Genomic DNA, 16,926 nt, shown 5'->3' with positions numbered 1-16,926 from the left:
AACCTTCTAACATTTTGGTTGCAATACTCTTAACTTTTATTTTGCACTAAACAACAGATCGAAGCAATAATATCTTTATCAGTATCCGAAGTAGTCTTATAATAGTATCGTTGGAAATTCCTTATTTCCTCACAAAACTGTGTGTAAAAATCGTATTCTGTAATTGTCAAAGACTCTTCTAATAGAAACATTATCAAATCGTAGAAATATGTATATCCGTATTTGGCATTATTAAAAATGATATAAATTCCTTTTTTGCTATCACTCCATTTAAACGAATAAGAGAATTCATGAGTGTCATTATATATGTGAAAATCATATGAGTGAGATAAACTCTCTAGAGTTTTTTCATTTAGCACAGTGGAAATGTCGTTATTTTCTTCAGATCTTAAATAGTCTTTGAAACTGATTCCACTGTTAAAAGGGGACTCATCGTATAAATAATAGAGGTCTAGCAATTTGAGAATATTCAAGATAACGTTTTCTACATTTTTGTCACCACTTCTAATATTTTCTTTAGTAAGGGTAAAATGTGGAGATATGAAGTCATTTGGGAAACTGTTTCCTATACTTCTGTACATCCAATTTTCATCTAACCAAAATAGAATTTCCCCGTTCTGAACTTCCGTAAGAAGTTGCCTTAATTCCTTAACCCTATTCAAAGTCACCATCCATTTGTTCTTGCATAATTTTTCTTCATGATTTGTCATAATCATCAACCTCCTTTAAGTATGTGGTAGGCTGATTATAATTTGTATTGTGATTGATTGTTATGATTGTTATGGTAATGCCCTACAATCTATTTATAAAACAAAAAAATAATATAATCAAATCTATAGAGTACTAATTTTTAACGATTGTAATGGAATCATTTAGCTCAACTATATAATCATACGATCCATTATATAAATTTGATTTAAAAGGCAATTTACCCCCAAATTTTAGGGTGTTTTAAAGAGTTGTCCACCCCAGCATGGAAATATTATCATGAAAAACTTCTTACGAAAGAGGGAGTGGATTTGAACAGAAGAATTGAAGCAGGAACTGTCTATTCTGAAGAAAAATTGAATATGAAAAAATGTGACCAATTAATCTCAGCTTTAAAATGAAGAGTTTCTTTAAAGAAAGTAATAATGTAGTAATGTTAGTGAGAGAAGTCTAGAAGGCTGACAGAGGGAGGTTTAAAAATTCGCTTGCTAGGTTTTATATTCTGTAGTTCTACAATACTTGCAAAAGAATGGATAAAAAACAAGGGATGATACTTGTTATAGATAAGTTAATAGTGTATATAATTTTACTCAAGAAAGGAAGATTTTATTGGAAAATTTCAAGAATCGGGTACTACAAGAAGACAATTTGGTTTACTCATTTTTTAACGATTACAACATAGTCGTTTCTAAAGAAATTGGTTATGGATGGATGGGGAAAAGTTCATCCGTACCGCTATATTTTGTAATGATCGAAAAGAATAATGATTCAGCAGTACGACAAGAATTACTTCATTTAAGGGTTTTTACAAGTATTGGTCAAACAATAAGGTACTTGGCAGTTATCTTACAAGACTATGTTTTCGATGAAAGATTAATAGAAAACATAATTAAAGCCACAAATACACTTGAATTTGTACAAGTAAGCTAGGGATACTCCCTTGCTTACTCTTTTTTTGATAAATATAAGTGAGTAGGAATCAACATTATCCTGTATTTTAGAACTTGGTAATAAAAGTAATAGATACTTTAAAAAATCTTGGGTAATAAAAAGGAAACCCTCTCTTAATGTTTAATTCAATACATGGAAGGGGGGATTTCATATGAATAATGAATTTTTATGGCAGGAAGATATTGATTTCTCTGGTATTGTTATTAGATTTGCAATTATAAAACTTGACGAGTCTGGTAAATATGGTGCTTGTATTGCACAAATGTTTGATGATGAATTTATTATGGTTGATGCAGTGGTATGTAATAACTTTATTAGTGCAATAAGTTATCTTTTAGAGAACGCTATAAATAAAAATTTAGAAAAGTTAAGAGCAATTAAGGATAATTTGATTTCGTTATAAAAAGCGGCAGAAGAATGATTAATTTATTGTTTTTTCTTAGTTTCTGAATATGTTAAAATATCGGTGAATGAATTGACCTGATTATAATGACGCTGGAGAACTTTGTAGATGAAATACGAAAATTTAAAACACTCTAAGGTGAAAAACGAAAGGGTAATTTCTTTTAAGAAAGCCCTTTCGTTTTTTACTTATAGAACTTATCGTGATTTTGGTTAGAGAACGATTATTCGGACAACCACAATCTCGAAACCGCTTCTGCTTTATCTTCTGCACTTGGACTAGAGTATCTCATTACCATATCAGCATTGGCATGTCCTGACAAAGACTGTATTAAACTAAAATCTTCACCATTCCGGACTAGTTTGGTAATAAAGGTATGCCTCAATGAATGGACATTAATTCCTTTTTTTCCAAAAATATGTTGAACTGTCCGTTCTGATATTCTTTTATTTCGATTGGAAAGAAACAATGCCTCATGTGAATCATTTCTTGTTTCTAAATACATTGAAATTGCTCTTCTTGTTTCTGATGATAATGGGAGTTGTCTCTCCTTATTTCCTTTTCCGAATCGCACTTTTAAGGTTCCTTTTCTTTCACTCATTACAATGTCATTGCGATCAAGGTTAACTAGTTCATTGAGTCTGATACCTGTATTAACCAAGATTTGTGTAATTGCCATGTTTCTTGTACTACCTGATCTATCAATTTCTCTTATAAGTTTGTTAACATCATTTCTTGAAAGTGCTTTAGGTGCCTGGTTCAGCATATTTGGTGGTGTAATTACAGAGATATCTTCTATGGCATACTCTTTTTCTGCCCAGCGACAGTAGTGTTTTATTGAACTCCAATATTTATTGATTGTTGTTGCAGAGTACCCCCGGCTAACGAGATAGTCAATATATTGCTGAACATCTGTTCGGGAAAACTCTTCTAAATCCGCTCCTGCACCATCAAGCCAAACAAAACATGTAGGTTTTTATAGTCTGTTTTGATTTACCTATAAGACCTTCCTCTTGATATGTCTCTAACATAAAATCACCTCTTTTAAATAATGAATAATTCCACGACAAAATTCTCTTGAGTTAATGGTCATAATTAGACGTTAATTTAATCCAAATCAAGCCAATTATTGCGTAGAATAATAGTTCCACGCAATTTTTCTACGACATCTCCTTTCTTGTCTTGAGTAAAGATTGTATCATTCTCACGATTCAATACGGAAGGTTGATTTCCTGTTAAATATTATTTAATACTAAGATTAATTTAATGGTACAAAATTTGTACGAACAACTCTTAACATACTTTTATAATATTAGATAAAAGTTTAATATAGACAGTAATACAATAAGAAGTGGAGTGGCTTATTTATGATTATTGATTTTGGAAAATTAAATGGTAACAATTCGGTTGATACAGTTATTAATCCAAGAGAGTTATTTGATGTCTTACCAGAAAAGGATGATAAATATGAAGAATATTTAAGAGATGTCCAGACAGAGGTGTTGAATAAATGGTTTGAAGATTACCGGGATAAAAAAGACGTTATTATTAAAATGAATACGGGGAGTGGTAAGACCGTTGTTGGACTATTGATGTTAAAGAGTTGTCTTAATGAAAATAAAGGCCCTGCAGTTTATGTTGTGCCAGATCCTTATTTGGTTAAACAAGTTATTAATGAGGCCATGAGCTTAGGTATAGATGTCACGGAAGATACAGGTGATCCTAGTTTCTTGAAAGGTGAATCAATCCTAATTATAAATATATTTAAGCTAATAAATGGAAAATCAGTTTTTGGAACTGACAATATAAAAATCAATATTGGAAGCATTATTATTGACGATGCTCACGCATGCCTTGATATTGCAGAGAATCAATTCTCTATAAAAATACCGTATGACACGGTTGTGTATACGGAATTACTTAATTTATTTAGGGAAAGTATTAAACAACAGTCAGAAGTAGGATTAATTGAATTAGAAGCAGGAGATCCTAACGCAAATAGAATAGTACCATTTTGGAGTTGGATTGATAATAAAAGCGACGTTATCAGAATACTACACAGTTATAAAGATAGTCCTGATGAAAATTTAAAATCATTAATGTTTGGCTGGCCATTAATTAAAAATAATATAGAACATTGTTACTGTGTAATAGGTAGTGATGGCTTAGAGATATCACCTAAGTTTTTACCAATACATAACATACCTAGTTTTCAAAATGCTCATAGAAGGATTTTTATGAGTGCGACAATTTCAGATGATAGTATTCTAGTATCCCATTTTAATATTGATCACACCAAAATATCACAAGCTATAACACCTAATAGTTCAAATGATATTGGTGAAAGAATGATAATTGTTCCACAGGAATTAAATCCTGATATTTACGATGATCAATTAAAGACATTTTACAAAGAAATTTCACAAACTCAAAACCTCGTGATAATTGTACCATCTAATTATAGAGCAAAATATTGGGAAGACGTAGCTGATATGATATTAAACTCTAAAAATTTACATGCTGGTGTTGAAAAGTTAAAAGAAGAGCATGTAGGTTTAGTTGTAGTTATAAATAAATATGATGGAATTGATCTTCCTAAAAGTGCTTGTACAGTGTTAGTAATAGATGGACTTCCTGATGTTAGAAGAAAGATAGACAAAATAGAAGAGTCTGCCTTACAGGGAAGTGAATTAGTCTTAAATAATAAAATACAAAAAATTGAACAAGGAATGGGTAGGGGAATTCGATCAAAGGATGATTATTGTGTTGTCTTTTTAATGGGACGCTCGCTAGTAAATCACCTTTATGTAAATGGTGCAATATCTAAATTTACTGCTGCAACTAGAAAGCAAATGGAACTCTCATCCCAGTTATCAAAACAACTACGTGGTAAAGAACTTGAAGAACTTAAAGATGTAATTAATTACTCATTAAATCGAGATAAGAACTGGATTAAAACTTCAAGAGGTGCATTAGTTAAAGTTAAGTATGATCCAAGTGTTAAATTTGATGAAAGAGTAATAATAGAACGTGAAGCATACAACCATGCACTTAAAAAAAATTATAGAGAATCGACTAAATTATTATTGAATATAGTTAACGAAGAGGAAAATGAAATTTTGAGAGGAGTAACGAAGCAAAAGTTAGCAGAGTACCTTCATTTTTACGACCCTATTGAAGCTCAACAAACCCTTATGTCTGCTGTAAAGGATAATAGTCAAGTTATTCATCCGATTGAAGGGATTCAATATGATAGACTTATACCAACAGATGTTTCTCAGGCTCAAGAATTAGTAAATTACATTAATCAGAAGTTTAGAGGCCCTAATAAATATATTTTATTTGTTAATAAATTAATAGAGAATTTAGTTTTCTTACCCAAAACTGCAAACGCTTTTGAACAAGCAATGATGGATTTGGCATTTGTACTAGGATTTAGAGGGCAACGACCCGAAAAACAGTTTAGAAAAGGCCCGGATAACTTATGGTCTATTGGACAATCAAACTATTTTGTGATTGAGTGTAAAAATGGTGCAGTTACGGATTATATTAGCAAAAGTGACTGTAATCAATTAAATGGATCAATAAATTGGTTTTATGAAAAATATGATGAGGAGAATAGTCATGTACCAATTATGGTGCATAGGTCTAATAAGTTTGAATATGCGGCATCGCCTAATAAAGATATAAAAATTATAAATGAAACTAATCTTGAAGATATAAAAACAAATTTGAAAAGTTTCGCTCAAGGTATAGCTGCAAATTCGAACGATGTTAATAAAGTGGATGAATTATTGAAAAGGTATTCTTTTAAGGAACTGCAATTTGTAGATAAGTATACATCGAACTATAAATAGTTTTTTAAAGCATCTGAATGCATATTACAAATGTGTTTTAGATGCTTTTTTATGGGAAACATCTTAATCGAATTATCAAATGTATTTAATAAAACTTATATCATAAAATACCTACCCTAAAAATTTGATAGGAAATTTTAAGTGACATATTATATAGCTGTAACCATTGAGAATAATTTATTGAGGAGTTGATTTAGAAGAAAATATATAGAATATTATCATACTACTATTAAAAATACCATGCTCCTCCTTTTTGAGAGGAGGGATACGATGGTTAGTAAGAAAGGATTTTTAGAAGAGAGAATTAACGTTTGTTTGGATCAAGAAGGTTTTAATCAAAAACCTAGCAAGAATGAAGTAGTGAGGATATCAGAAAGAATAGCAGGGCAGGTTACTCGCGTTACAATTAAGGAGTTAATGGAAAATGTAACTTTACCAAATGCAAAGTCATTTACACCTGCTACCTTTGCTAAAGCAAAAAGATTAAATCAAAATTGGAAAAGTCAACAGATATTCGCATTAGATATTGATTCAGGACTACGGATTGAGGAGGCAATTAGACTTAGTGAAAAATGGAGAGTTAAACCTACCTTCGTTTATTCAACCTTTAGTCATACGGATCAATACCACAAGTTTAGAATGGTATTTGTTTTAGATGAGGAAATTCAAGATATTCGGGTCCGGAATGTAATCCAAACTGCATTAACTACATTATTTCCAACCTCTGATAAAAATGCTAATGATGCTGCAAGGGTACTATTCGGGGGGAAGAAAATTGAATTTCTACATAAGGGAGTTGTGAGTATACCAGATATATTAGATGGGGTTGTATATAAGATAAAATCTAGTTCCAATTCCACAAGAGAGATGAAGAGATTCTGTAAAGCCTCTGGACTGGCTTTTCATAAAGGATATCCTCATTATAAGAAAGTTGAGGAACTGGAATTGCCAAGTAAATGGGAAAACCTATTTATCTCTAAGACTAAAAACCGCACCAACACTATTAATTACTATAGTACGCGTGGAGAAAATAGTCATTTTGACTATTACTTAGTCTTCTCTAAGGATTTCTATCAGGATAATGAATCTTTTTCCTTTGAATCAAAAACCTATGAGGAACAAGTGATGAAACAGGTACGAAACTTTCCATTTGAAAATTTACAGAAGAGATGCAAACTCTATCGGGAAGGAATCTCTGGGGACTATTGGTTATATCATAATGAAATGTTTGGTTTGATGACGAATCTGTTAAATGTGGAAGGTGGAAAATCCAAGGTAGTAGAAATTATTAATTCTAGGAAAGAATATCTTGAAAAGCGAGAAGAATGGTCATTAATGATGAACCAGATTAGGAAAATGAATTATGCTCCAACAAGGTGCAATACATACTGTCCTTTTGCTGATGAATGTATCCATGCCAAAAATATGATTGAGCAAGGGAAGTTACCACGTGGTAGTGTGCAGGTTATTGAGGAGCCCCAATTTCAAGATGTTGATGAAGTATATAGGAAATTAGAAAATGTATTGGGGGATTTGTTAAAAAGTACTGAGAATGGTGTCTATGTAATAAAAGCCCCTACTGGAATTGGAAAAACGGAAGCAATTGTCAATTTTGCAGCAGAAAACCATTTTAGTATTGCTTTTCCTACACACAGGTTGAAAGAGGAAGTTTCACAGCGTTTAAATTCTAAAAAGATAAAGCACATAAAAGTACCGGAATTACCTTTACTTGAAGAGCCATTCTCAGAAAAGATTGAGCATTTATATAATATTGGTGCGTATACGACAGTTAATAAGTATCTCAGACAGATTTCCAATGAAAATGAAGATGTGTCAATATTTCTTGAGGAATTAGATAAACTAAAGACTTCAAAAAATGAGTTGTTACTAACAACGCATCAACGTTCAATCTTCACTAATGACGATTCAAATTCAACCGTTATATTCGATGAAGATCCGATACCAAGTCTTTTTCCTATATCTCAAATGAAAGTATCCGATTTAGTTTTTGCATTCACGAAGTTACAGGACAACGAAGTGAACAAGGATGTTATCATTACTTTTCAAAACATGATATTGAATGCTCCGTTTGATATTGTTCAGGAACGGTCGTCGTTTTTATTACCATCTGTAAAAGATCTAGAACAAACAATAGTTGAGGAGAGGACCATAAGTTCAAATGTATTAGGGTTTCTTAATTGCGATTATTTCTTAAAAATGCGAATTCATAATACAGACTACATATATTTTATACAAAGAAAAAAACTATCTAAAAGTAAAAAGACTATCATTCTAAGCGCAACTATTAATGAAAAGATATCTAAACTAGTATTTGGAGAGGATGTTACATTTATAGATTTGGGATTGGTCAGACCTGCTGGCAGTATTCTACAAGTAACATCGAAGAGTTTTAGCAGATATACAATCAAAGAAAGTCATAAGGAGTTAAAATCTCTAGCAGAAAACCTTATGGAACGTTATAATCCAGAAAGTGAAATTATTACATATAAGGACTTCTCCACAGGTGGCAAACATGAAGAAATATATTTTGGTAATACTGAGGGAATTGATAATCTTAAAGGAGAAAATATCACAGTAATTGGAACACCGCATCTTAATCCAATTGCATATCTATTAATAAGTGTTGCTTTAGGTTATAGAATGGGTCTGGAAGAAAGTAGAATGGAGTATAGGCCTGTTGAAAGAAATGGATTAAGATTCTATTTTACAACATATAGCAATGATATTTTGTTGAAGGAAATTCAATTCTATCTAGTTGAAACCCCATTGTTGCAGGCAATAGGGAGGGCGAGGGTAAATAGATTCCCTGCCAAAGTTCTTATTCTTAGTAATTTACCTGTCGTTGGAGCAGAGTACATATCATTGTCACAAAAAGAATTAATAGATCTTATGAAATAATCCTAGTGCAGTCAGCTTGAAAAAGTTGGCTGCATTTGTCTTTGGTTGTTAACCATTAAAACTGTTGTTCTTCAATATAATGATTATAATCTTTATATTGAATACAACAGTTACTAATGACAATTAACGATTAAAAATATTAATAAGAGTTATTAACCGTTAATTTTTTTCATTTTTTTCGGGCGTATTTATTTTTTTCAATTTATTTCATGTTATACATATAGGTTTTTCTACCATGTACACTAGTGAAAAAAAATAAGAAATTAGCATAAGCCCGAATAAATTCGTCTTTTAATTATAAAGTGGTTAAAACCCTCCAAAAATAGAGAAAACGGCATATTCATAGCTTTTTTGAGAATAATAAACGTTTGATGACATTATTGTGATGGTTGGATGTATCATTTCCTCAAAAGGGATGTCGCAGATTAAACAATATAGACAGCAATAAAATAGTTTTCTCAAGTGTTTTTTTATCAGACTGTATTAAGAATTACCTTCTATTTTATATCTATCAATGTATTCTTTTTCTGACATAATTTCTATGATGTCTTTTGGTTCTATATTTACTTTTGGATGTACATAAGAAAATAATTCATATACTCCGTATCTCAAAATATAGAGGGATTTTTGAATCAACCACCTTTTTACTTTTACTTCAATAACTTCGTTCGGTAAATAATTTAGATTATCTTTCGTAATTCCGTAATAATTATCCTCATATTCAACCTCAAATGTCCAATATTTATAATTGTTAAGGGGTTGCTTGAATTTAATAATAAAATGTTCTTTATCTTTATTTTTAACCCAATCACTCTCAATTGTAGGATCACTTAGAAATTGGGCTAAATCAAAAAGTATTTCAGGTCTATCTCTTGTATATCCACCATATGAAACTACATTTGAATGACATAGAAATCCGTTGATTTGGAAATCTCCATAAATCTTGTGTATTACACGGTTTCTGAACTTTTCTTTATCCGTTAATGAGAAACCATTTGTTTTCTCAAAGATTTCAATTTTGTTGCCTTTATACAAAATGTATTTTTCCTTAACATTAATATGGATTTCTTTTTCACTTAAAAAATTCATTAGCGGTGTTTTTCGTGATACTGCATCTTGTAAATTAATGATCCCTAGCTCTTTAATAGATTTACATTTATCTATACTAGTAGTGCTGTGTAGACTTACCAGTTCAACATCCTTATCAAACAAATGTTCATCTTTAATTTCAAATGATTCTAGAAAGTCCTCTGCATCTGTACTTTCAAGGTAAACAAAATCGAATTTATTTTCTACATCTTCCTCATTGAAGCTTAGAAATTCTAATAGTGATTTTAATGTGCTATCATAACCACTCATATCAAATATCAAATTTAAAGCACCTCCCAATAAGATTTCACTAATAACCATAGTTTATCATACAAAATATCCCCAAAATCCATTTTATAGGTTCCGTGGAGACTGAAATTGTAAGTTAGGACAGTTATAGGATGTACTTGATTACTATTCATCGGACTATGCATACTAGGAAAAATTAAAGAAAAATAATAAATATACGTCTATTTTAGAAAACAGTCTTAATAGGTTAAAACTCTGTGTAATCGAATAAGAGTTAAACAAGAAGATTTCATTTTTGATTGTCTAGTTCTTTATGCAATTAAAGAAGTTATTTTTCATTGTTTTTGTAAATAAATTTATCTCTTATTATTCTTAAGTCTTTGAATTAATTTTTTTAAATAGGACAATTTATTAACGAAAGGAGGATGGTTATGAATCAAAATCTAACTGAATTAGAGGTAGAACACCTACGTAGTTTAATCGGGGGACATGGAAATGTAGCAAAAAAATTAGAAGCGTATGCACAAAGTTGTGCTGACCCTGAGTTGAAAGTAATTTTTGAAAGAGATGCACAAGCAGCAAAACAAGCTCAGCAAGGTTTAATGTCATATTTAAATTAGGAGGTTAAAAAATGTTACAAGATAAAGAAATGGTAAATGATTATCTAGCTGGGATAAATGCAAGTTTGACAGGCTATGCACATATAATCGCTCAAACGAATAATTCAGATTTAAGGCAGACTTTGATTCAAATGAGGGACCAGGATGAGTCCCGTCAACGAACTTTATATAGTTATGCTCTTCAAAAGGGACATTATAAGCCGGCTGCTCCAGCTTCAAAGGAAGTAGTTGAGCAATTGAGAAATCAATTAATGTCTGAACAATGAAATATTAATTGTGAAAGGCCGAATATTGTGTTCGGCTTTTTATATTTTCGGAAATCATTAACTGATTGAAAATAGATGATGTTTTTTTGAATTATAACACTCACTTTTGAAACGTTTATATCTTCTCCTAAAATACCCCTCACTCCATTTTTGAAGGAGGGGTTGTTTCGATTTTGCTTGTTTCACAACATCAGTTAAACAATCTTTCTATCCCAAAAACGATGGAGGGCAATAGCATTTATAAATTCGTCTGAGAATTTTCTCATATTATCTTTCCCTATGATCACGCCTTGTTTTCCATCCAACTTGTTGATTGTTAAAGCTGGGATTCCTCCATGAGTTGCGGCTATTGGTTTATAATGCCTAAACGCTTCATCGATGAAATACACGGCATCTTTATTGAATTCCCTATTTGTTTGACTTGCATTTGCAATATAAACTGCGTCGTACTGGACGGATTTTGCAGTTTGAAATGTCTGATTGGCTTCTATAATAACTCCGTTTGTTCCTGATACATTCCCTTGATGTTCGCTAATGATGTCAACAAACAGGTTGGCATCTTCCAATTGTTCTAGGACAAACTTGACATCTGGACCATGAAAGCCGTTACTAAGAATGACAGCAACTCTCCGTGTGTCCGGTTTAAATATTGTATTTTGTTGACTTAAAGCTGGAGATGAGGCAGTTACATTGGAACCACCTGATTTTGGTGGATTTACCCCAATTCTCTTTGCAATAGTTCTTGCAAGATCTAGATCCACATTAGCAAACATGTCAACGGACTGTTGTTTCACAGATTTACTTTTCACTTTACCGAGTTCAAAGCTAAAAGCATCGGTAATATGTTTTTTCTCCGCTGGGCTCATACTATTCCAAAAAAGTGTGGCTTGTGAGAAATGGTCGGTAAAACTTTCACTTCTTGCTCGAATCTTTCGGCCTTCGACTTTTTCTTGATAATGCTCATATCCACCTTCTGCAGGGCTTACTGGTGCAGGTGTATTTCCTGCAAGTGAGTTGCGATGATAGTTGACTTTTCCAACATTAATCGTTTGTCTATGATATCCATCGCGCTGATTATTATGAAAAGGTACAACGGGTCTGTTAATTGGAATTTCATGAAAGTTAGGACCACCTAGTCGAATAAGCTGAGTATCAATATAGGAAAACAAGCGTCCTTGCAGGAGTGGATCATTTGTAAAATCAATTCCGGGCACCACATGTCCCGGATGGAAAGCAACCTGTTCCGTTTCTGAAAAGAAGTTATCGACATTGCGATTTAATGTCATTTTTCCAATGATTTTTACTGGAACAACTTCTTCAGGCCATATCTTTGTTGCATCCAAAATATCAAACTCCATATTAAATTCGTCTTCTTCCTTGATGATTTGGAAACCTAATTCAAATTCAGGATATTGGCCGTTCTCAATGGCATTCCATAAATCATTACGATGAAAATCAGGATCAATACCTGCTAATTTATGAGCTTCGTCCCAAACCAACGAATGGACTCCTAGCTTTGGCTTCCAATGAAATTTAACAAAATGAGCTTGCCCTTCTTCGTTTATCAAGCGAAAAGTGTGTACACCAAACCCTTCCATCATGCGAAAGCTCCTTGGAATGGCCCGGTCTGACATAATCCACATAATCATATGAGCACTTTCTTGGTTATTTGCTACAAAATCCCAAAATGTGTCATGTGCAGTAGAGGCTTGTGGTATGTCATTGTCAGGCTCCGGTTTGAATGCATGAACGACATCAGGAAATTTTATGCCGTCCTGAATGAAAAATACTGGGATATTATTGGCAACTAAATCATAATTTCCTTCTTCGGTATAAAACTTGGTAGCAAAGCCTCTAGCATCACGAACCGTATCAGCAGAACCTCTTGCACCATTTACAGTAGAGAAACGCACAAAAACTGGTGTCTTAGTCGATGTATCTTGTAAGAACTTTGCTCTTGTATATTGACTCATATCTTCATATAATTCAAACTCGCCATGTGCTGCGAACCCCCGTGCATGAACGACCCTTTCTGGAATTCGTTCGTGATCAAAGTGGGTCACTTTTTCACGAAAATGAAAATCCTCCATCAATGTAGGACCACGTTCGCCTGCTTTTAAGGAAAACTCATCTTCAGACATTTTTAACCCCTGGTTTGTGGTAAGAGCCTTACCTTTATCGTTCACCTTAAAAACATCAAGCTGCTTTTGCTTCTTGTTCTGACCTTGATTTCGCTTATCAGTCAACAAATCTCACCTCCATAATAAAGATATGAATGATATACTGGATTATTCCAAATTACGAAGGAAGCACTGTGGAAAGAATCCACTAAACATGCTTTGTTTGCAAGCCCTGTAGATATTTTCTAATTGGAACAAATTGTTTAAAGAGTAATACATATATAGAGAGTGTGTTGAAAATAGGTGATTGCTGTGAACAGATTTGAAGGAATCAATTCAAATAAAAATGATATCACTAAATATGGTTCTTCAAATAATCAATTTGCAGGTTTATCAAGAGGAGAACTTTTAGGATTAATTGGAGGATTCACAACTATAGTTGGTGATTCGATAGCACTCTATGGTGCACTTGCTTCTATTATGGAAGCTAAACAAGCTGATCAACAACAACAGCAAGAACAACAACAAATGCAAAATCAAATAGACCAATTACAACAGCAGTTACAGCAACAAAAGCAAGACCAACAACAAAAGGAGAAAGACTTTCAACAACAAATGGACCAACTTAATCAATGGCAGCAAGAACAGCAAAAGAATCAACAAATGGATTTGATTGACATATTTCAGTCATCCAATCAAACGAACCTTCCTTTGAGTAATGGAACCTATAAACAAGATACTGAAATGAAGCAGCAAATTCTAGAATTACAAAAGCAAATGTGCATTACCCAACAAAACCAGGAAGATCAACTTAAACTTTTACGGGAACTTCTGCAGGTATTTAAGAATGAAAAAAAATCCAATTAAGTAATATTTTGTAATTAGAGGTCTGTTTCTTAAATGAAACAGACCTTTTTACAAGTGTAATGAAAAATAATGACCAGTAATACGTAACTAATTATTATGATGTATAAATTATTCTTAAATTAACAAATTAAGTACGAAGGTGGTGATGATTTGGATTTTCCAACGATTCATACAAATATTTGGGATGGTCTTTTAGCCGTTCCAGCAATTGTGTTATTAACGCAATGTTTTAAGTTGTTACCAATACCTCGTCAATTTTTTCCTACGATAGCGAGTATCCTTGGATTTTTGATTTCCATTTTTATTAGTCATAGAGGGGATCTAGCAGCTGGCATTTTTATGGGAGCATTTTATGGGGCTGCTGCAGTTGGAACTTACTCTTCCTTAAAAACTGCATGGTTAACTTACCAAAATAGAAAAAAATAAGGTTGGCTACTGCCTAACATAAAAGGTTTATGTGTTAACATTTAGTAAAAAGAGCTATACACTTTTGTGAAAAATGTTATTGGTTAATTGAATTTTTGATGGCCTGCCTGTAGTAGGTCATCGAATATTCACTTTTATAGTTGATGTATATTTGTCCAAGCAAGATGGAAATAAGAAGGAGAGATTGCAAAACTTTTATTTTATAAAGAATAGATATCCTCAATATGCGTGTGTATAACACTTAATTCCAATTTTATGTTCGTACGATCCTTTTCTTCTATAGCGACGATTAACTTGTTTATACTTTCATATAAACTTTCATATTCATCTTCGTCCCCAAGTAGTTGTAATTTCCATTTATCTTTTTTGTACAATTTTTTTAGCTCTTCAGCTTGAGCAGTAACTCTATCCCAGTCTGGATTTTCCAATGAATTCTCAATTTCGTTAATTTGGTCAAAGAAAGCATGACCACCGACATTGTTTTCACAACCTGCAAGAATTAATAAAAAGCTAAAGCAAAATAAGATAATAACTTTATTCAAGTAGTTTTCCTCTCCTTTGTATGGATTAATATTCTTATATTGTCCAATAATAAATACAAATATTATTTGTAAAAGGTGGAAATAGTCGATGCCGGAACTTGTTTTAATCCTGTTACGATCAATCGCAGCTTTCTTAGTATTATTTCTTATGACGAGAATAATGGGGAAGAAACAGATCTCTCAACTTACTTTTTTTGATTATTGTGTAGGGATAACAATAGGATCTATTGCTGCAACAATGTCAGTTGATCAGAATGTCAAAGCTCTAAATGGAATAATATCTTTACTTATTTGGGGATTATTCCCAATCTCATTGGCATACTTAGGGATGAAATCGCATACCTTTTCAAAACTGACAGATGGAAGAGCAACGATTTTGATTAGAGAAGGGAAAGTACTTGAAGGTAGTATGAAGAAAAATCTCTTGAATGTTAGTGAATTAATGCTTTTATTGAGAGAGAAGGGAGTCTTTAAAGTCTCTGATGTTGAAATGGCGATTCTAGAAACGAATGGTAATTTAAGTGTTTTGCTTAAAACAGATAAACAGCCAGTTAATGCAAAAATGTTGGGAATCCAAGTTCAACAAGAACATAGCCCAACCATTTTAATTATGGATGGTAAAGTGATGAAGCAAAATATTGAAATATTAGGATACACCAACGAGTGGCTTTTAGGTGAGATTCGGAAGCAAGGGGCTAATAAGATCAAAGATGTCTTTCTTGCTCAAATTGACTCAAATGGAGAATTGTATATCGATTTATATGAAGAGTAATTACACCTCTTCTTTTTTCGTAGCAGGAACTGAATAAAATAAGATGGTTAAAAGGGTGATTCTCTGAAATCATCCTTTTTTAATGATCATATAAACGTAACTAGGACCTTTAGTGATAATTACGCATAGGATACTTATGACAATAATTTAGGAGTGGTAAAATGTATTTTTCACCTTATACGGGTCCGAATTACTATGTAAATGTTCCAATGCCTTATATTCGTCAACAGCCTATATATTGGGGTTACCCACAAACAACAAATATAGAGAATTGGTATCAACCCATGCAAGTAGAAGACAGAGCAGATAATATGGGATTCAAAGATCAAGGGAAACAGCCATTTGTAATCAATATAGAGAATGCCGCGGAAAAGAACCGTACTTTCCGCACGGCAGTGTGGACTGGAAACCATTTGCAAGTCGTATTAATGAGTATAGGTGTTGGGGAGAGCATTGGTTTAGAAGTCCATCCAAATGTGGATCAATTTCTACGTATTGAAGAAGGTCAGGGGCTTGTTCAAATGGGCGAAACTGAAAATAATTTGAACTTCGAAAGGAGAGTTTCTGAAGATTATGCTATTATGGTGCCTGCTGGTACGTGGCATAACTTGACTAATACTGGAAATAAACCGTTAAAGTTGTATACGATTTATGCACCTCCAGAACATCCATTTGGAACGATTCAACATACGAAAGCAGATGCAATGGCTGCGGAAGAAGGTCACAATTCGTCCAATCAAACTTATTTTGGTAGAACACCAGATGAATGGGTACAGTACACAGATTTTTTAGTGAGACAAGGATTAGAGGACGTTAAGAGAGGGATAAATCCTACACATATCCTTCAAGAATTTATTCTCATGGGAGTTCTCGTCGGAAAAGGTTATTCTCCGGAAACAGCATATGAAACAGTAGAAGAATGGGAACGTACAGGAGAATCAAAACTTCTTCAGCAAAGTAAGAATATGTAACGTAACTCTTAGTGAAAAAAGGAATTTCTCATTTGTTTGATGAAATTCCTTTTTGGTTTTGTTTTAAAGGAAAATGAAAATGGATAATAGATTAAAATAAGTACTCGACTGGACATGGCATCAGACCCTCGTATTTATTATTAATTTTTTGTTCATATTACTATGA

The 16,926-nt window shown here is 32.7% G+C and carries 15 protein-coding genes; 10 read left to right on the top strand and 5 right to left on the bottom strand.

Annotated elements, in window-relative coordinates:
- Positions 1-29: 29 nt before the first annotated feature.
- Positions 30-710 carry a hypothetical protein gene (locus tag ACSKT4_RS15085; protein ID WP_465823644.1) on the bottom strand — a complete coding sequence of 227 codons (681 nt, stop codon included), beginning with the start codon at positions 708-710 and terminating at the stop codon, positions 30-32.
- Between the two features lie 709 nt (positions 711-1,419).
- Here ACSKT4_RS15085 and ACSKT4_RS15080 point away from each other — a divergent pair.
- Entirely contained in the window at positions 1,420-1,638 is a 219-nt protein-coding gene (locus ACSKT4_RS15080; protein WP_465823643.1) for a hypothetical protein, read from the top strand.
- A gap of 172 nt (positions 1,639-1,810) precedes the next feature.
- Entirely contained in the window at positions 1,811-2,062 is a 252-nt protein-coding gene (locus tag ACSKT4_RS15075; RefSeq protein ID WP_147667909.1) for a hypothetical protein, read from the top strand.
- Between the two features lie 223 nt (positions 2,063-2,285).
- On the opposite strand, the gene ACSKT4_RS15070 is transcribed toward ACSKT4_RS15075, so the two are convergent.
- Entirely contained in the window at positions 2,286-2,960 is a 675-nt protein-coding gene (locus ACSKT4_RS15070; protein ID WP_465823658.1) for a tyrosine-type recombinase/integrase, read from the bottom strand.
- A 469-nt stretch (positions 2,961-3,429) separates the two neighbouring features.
- Here ACSKT4_RS15070 and ACSKT4_RS15065 point away from each other — a divergent pair, with 469 nt between their 5' ends.
- Positions 3,430-5,919 carry a DEAD/DEAH box helicase family protein gene (locus ACSKT4_RS15065; protein ID WP_465823642.1) on the top strand — a complete coding sequence of 830 codons (2,490 nt, stop codon included), beginning with the start codon at positions 3,430-3,432 and terminating at the stop codon, positions 5,917-5,919.
- A 270-nt stretch (positions 5,920-6,189) separates the two neighbouring features.
- Positions 6,190-8,838 (top strand): hypothetical protein, encoded by a 2,649-nt coding sequence (locus ACSKT4_RS15060; protein WP_465823641.1) that lies wholly within the window; start codon positions 6,190-6,192, stop codon positions 8,836-8,838.
- 483 nt (positions 8,839-9,321) lie between these two features.
- Here the strand turns inward: ACSKT4_RS15060 and ACSKT4_RS15055 are convergent, their stop codons facing one another.
- Complete coding sequence (locus ACSKT4_RS15055; RefSeq protein ID WP_465823640.1) at positions 9,322-10,197, bottom strand: hypothetical protein; 876 nt, start codon at positions 10,195-10,197, stop codon at positions 9,322-9,324.
- A 410-nt stretch (positions 10,198-10,607) separates the two neighbouring features.
- Here ACSKT4_RS15055 and ACSKT4_RS15050 point away from each other — a divergent pair, with 410 nt between their 5' ends.
- Positions 10,608-10,796, top strand: a complete 189-nt coding sequence (locus tag ACSKT4_RS15050) for a hypothetical protein (protein WP_147667919.1) — start codon at positions 10,608-10,610, stop codon at positions 10,794-10,796.
- Between the two features lie 11 nt (positions 10,797-10,807).
- Complete coding sequence (locus ACSKT4_RS15045; RefSeq protein ID WP_186871389.1) at positions 10,808-11,062, top strand: spore coat protein; 255 nt, start codon at positions 10,808-10,810, stop codon at positions 11,060-11,062.
- A 194-nt stretch (positions 11,063-11,256) separates the two neighbouring features.
- Here ACSKT4_RS15045 and ACSKT4_RS15040 read toward each other — a convergent pair whose 3' ends face one another.
- Positions 11,257-13,308: a catalase gene (locus ACSKT4_RS15040; protein WP_186871388.1), complete on the bottom strand. Its 2,052-nt coding sequence runs from the start codon at positions 13,306-13,308 to the stop codon at positions 11,257-11,259.
- A gap of 186 nt (positions 13,309-13,494) precedes the next feature.
- On the opposite strand from ACSKT4_RS15040, the gene ACSKT4_RS15035 reads away from it, so the two are divergent.
- Together ACSKT4_RS15035 and ACSKT4_RS15030 are read left to right on the top strand one after the other, a co-directional pair.
- Positions 13,495-14,049: a hypothetical protein gene (locus ACSKT4_RS15035; protein WP_186871387.1), complete on the top strand. Its 555-nt coding sequence runs from the start codon at positions 13,495-13,497 to the stop codon at positions 14,047-14,049.
- A gap of 150 nt (positions 14,050-14,199) precedes the next feature.
- Entirely contained in the window at positions 14,200-14,475 is a 276-nt protein-coding gene (locus ACSKT4_RS15030; protein ID WP_186871386.1) for a hypothetical protein, read from the top strand.
- A gap of 200 nt (positions 14,476-14,675) precedes the next feature.
- On the opposite strand, the gene ACSKT4_RS15025 is transcribed toward ACSKT4_RS15030, so the two are convergent.
- On the bottom strand, positions 14,676-15,017 hold the full coding sequence (locus ACSKT4_RS15025) for a DUF4363 family protein (protein WP_186871385.1): 342 nt from the start codon (positions 15,015-15,017) through the stop codon (positions 14,676-14,678).
- 88 nt (positions 15,018-15,105) lie between these two features.
- On the opposite strand from ACSKT4_RS15025, the gene ACSKT4_RS15020 reads away from it, so the two are divergent.
- Together ACSKT4_RS15020 and ACSKT4_RS15015 are read left to right on the top strand one after the other, a co-directional pair.
- Positions 15,106-15,789, top strand: a complete 684-nt coding sequence (locus tag ACSKT4_RS15020) for a DUF421 domain-containing protein (protein WP_186871384.1) — start codon at positions 15,106-15,108, stop codon at positions 15,787-15,789.
- A 161-nt stretch (positions 15,790-15,950) separates the two neighbouring features.
- Positions 15,951-16,760: a cupin domain-containing protein gene (locus ACSKT4_RS15015; protein ID WP_186871383.1), complete on the top strand. Its 810-nt coding sequence runs from the start codon at positions 15,951-15,953 to the stop codon at positions 16,758-16,760.
- Positions 16,761-16,926: the final 166 nt, after the last annotated feature.

The sequence above is a fragment of the Ornithinibacillus liuyingii genome (genome assembly GCF_055550225.1).
This window is presented reverse-complemented; position numbering and strand designations above follow the sequence as displayed.

Bases quoted from the DNA above. Each gene is read 5' to 3' on its own strand.
- ACSKT4_RS15060 (WP_465823641.1), top strand. From the start codon at position 6,190: ATGGTTAGTAAGAAAGGATTTTTAGAAGAGAGAATTAACGTTTGTTTG.
- ACSKT4_RS15020 (WP_186871384.1), top strand. From the start codon at position 15,106: ATGCCGGAACTTGTTTTAATCCTGTTACGATCAATCGCAGCTTTCTTA.
- ACSKT4_RS15050 (WP_147667919.1), top strand. From the start codon at position 10,608: ATGAATCAAAATCTAACTGAATTAGAGGTAGAACACCTACGTAGTTTA.
- ACSKT4_RS15015 (WP_186871383.1), top strand. From the start codon at position 15,951: ATGTATTTTTCACCTTATACGGGTCCGAATTACTATGTAAATGTTCCA.
- ACSKT4_RS15080 (WP_465823643.1), top strand. From the start codon at position 1,420: ATGGGGAAAAGTTCATCCGTACCGCTATATTTTGTAATGATCGAAAAG.
- ACSKT4_RS15075 (WP_147667909.1), top strand. From the start codon at position 1,811: ATGAATAATGAATTTTTATGGCAGGAAGATATTGATTTCTCTGGTATT.
- ACSKT4_RS15055 (WP_465823640.1), bottom strand. From the start codon at position 10,197: ATGAGTGGTTATGATAGCACATTAAAATCACTATTAGAATTTCTAAGC.
- ACSKT4_RS15065 (WP_465823642.1), top strand. From the start codon at position 3,430: ATGATTATTGATTTTGGAAAATTAAATGGTAACAATTCGGTTGATACA.
- ACSKT4_RS15085 (WP_465823644.1), bottom strand. From the start codon at position 710: ATGACAAATCATGAAGAAAAATTATGCAAGAACAAATGGATGGTGACT.
- ACSKT4_RS15045 (WP_186871389.1), top strand. From the start codon at position 10,808: ATGTTACAAGATAAAGAAATGGTAAATGATTATCTAGCTGGGATAAAT.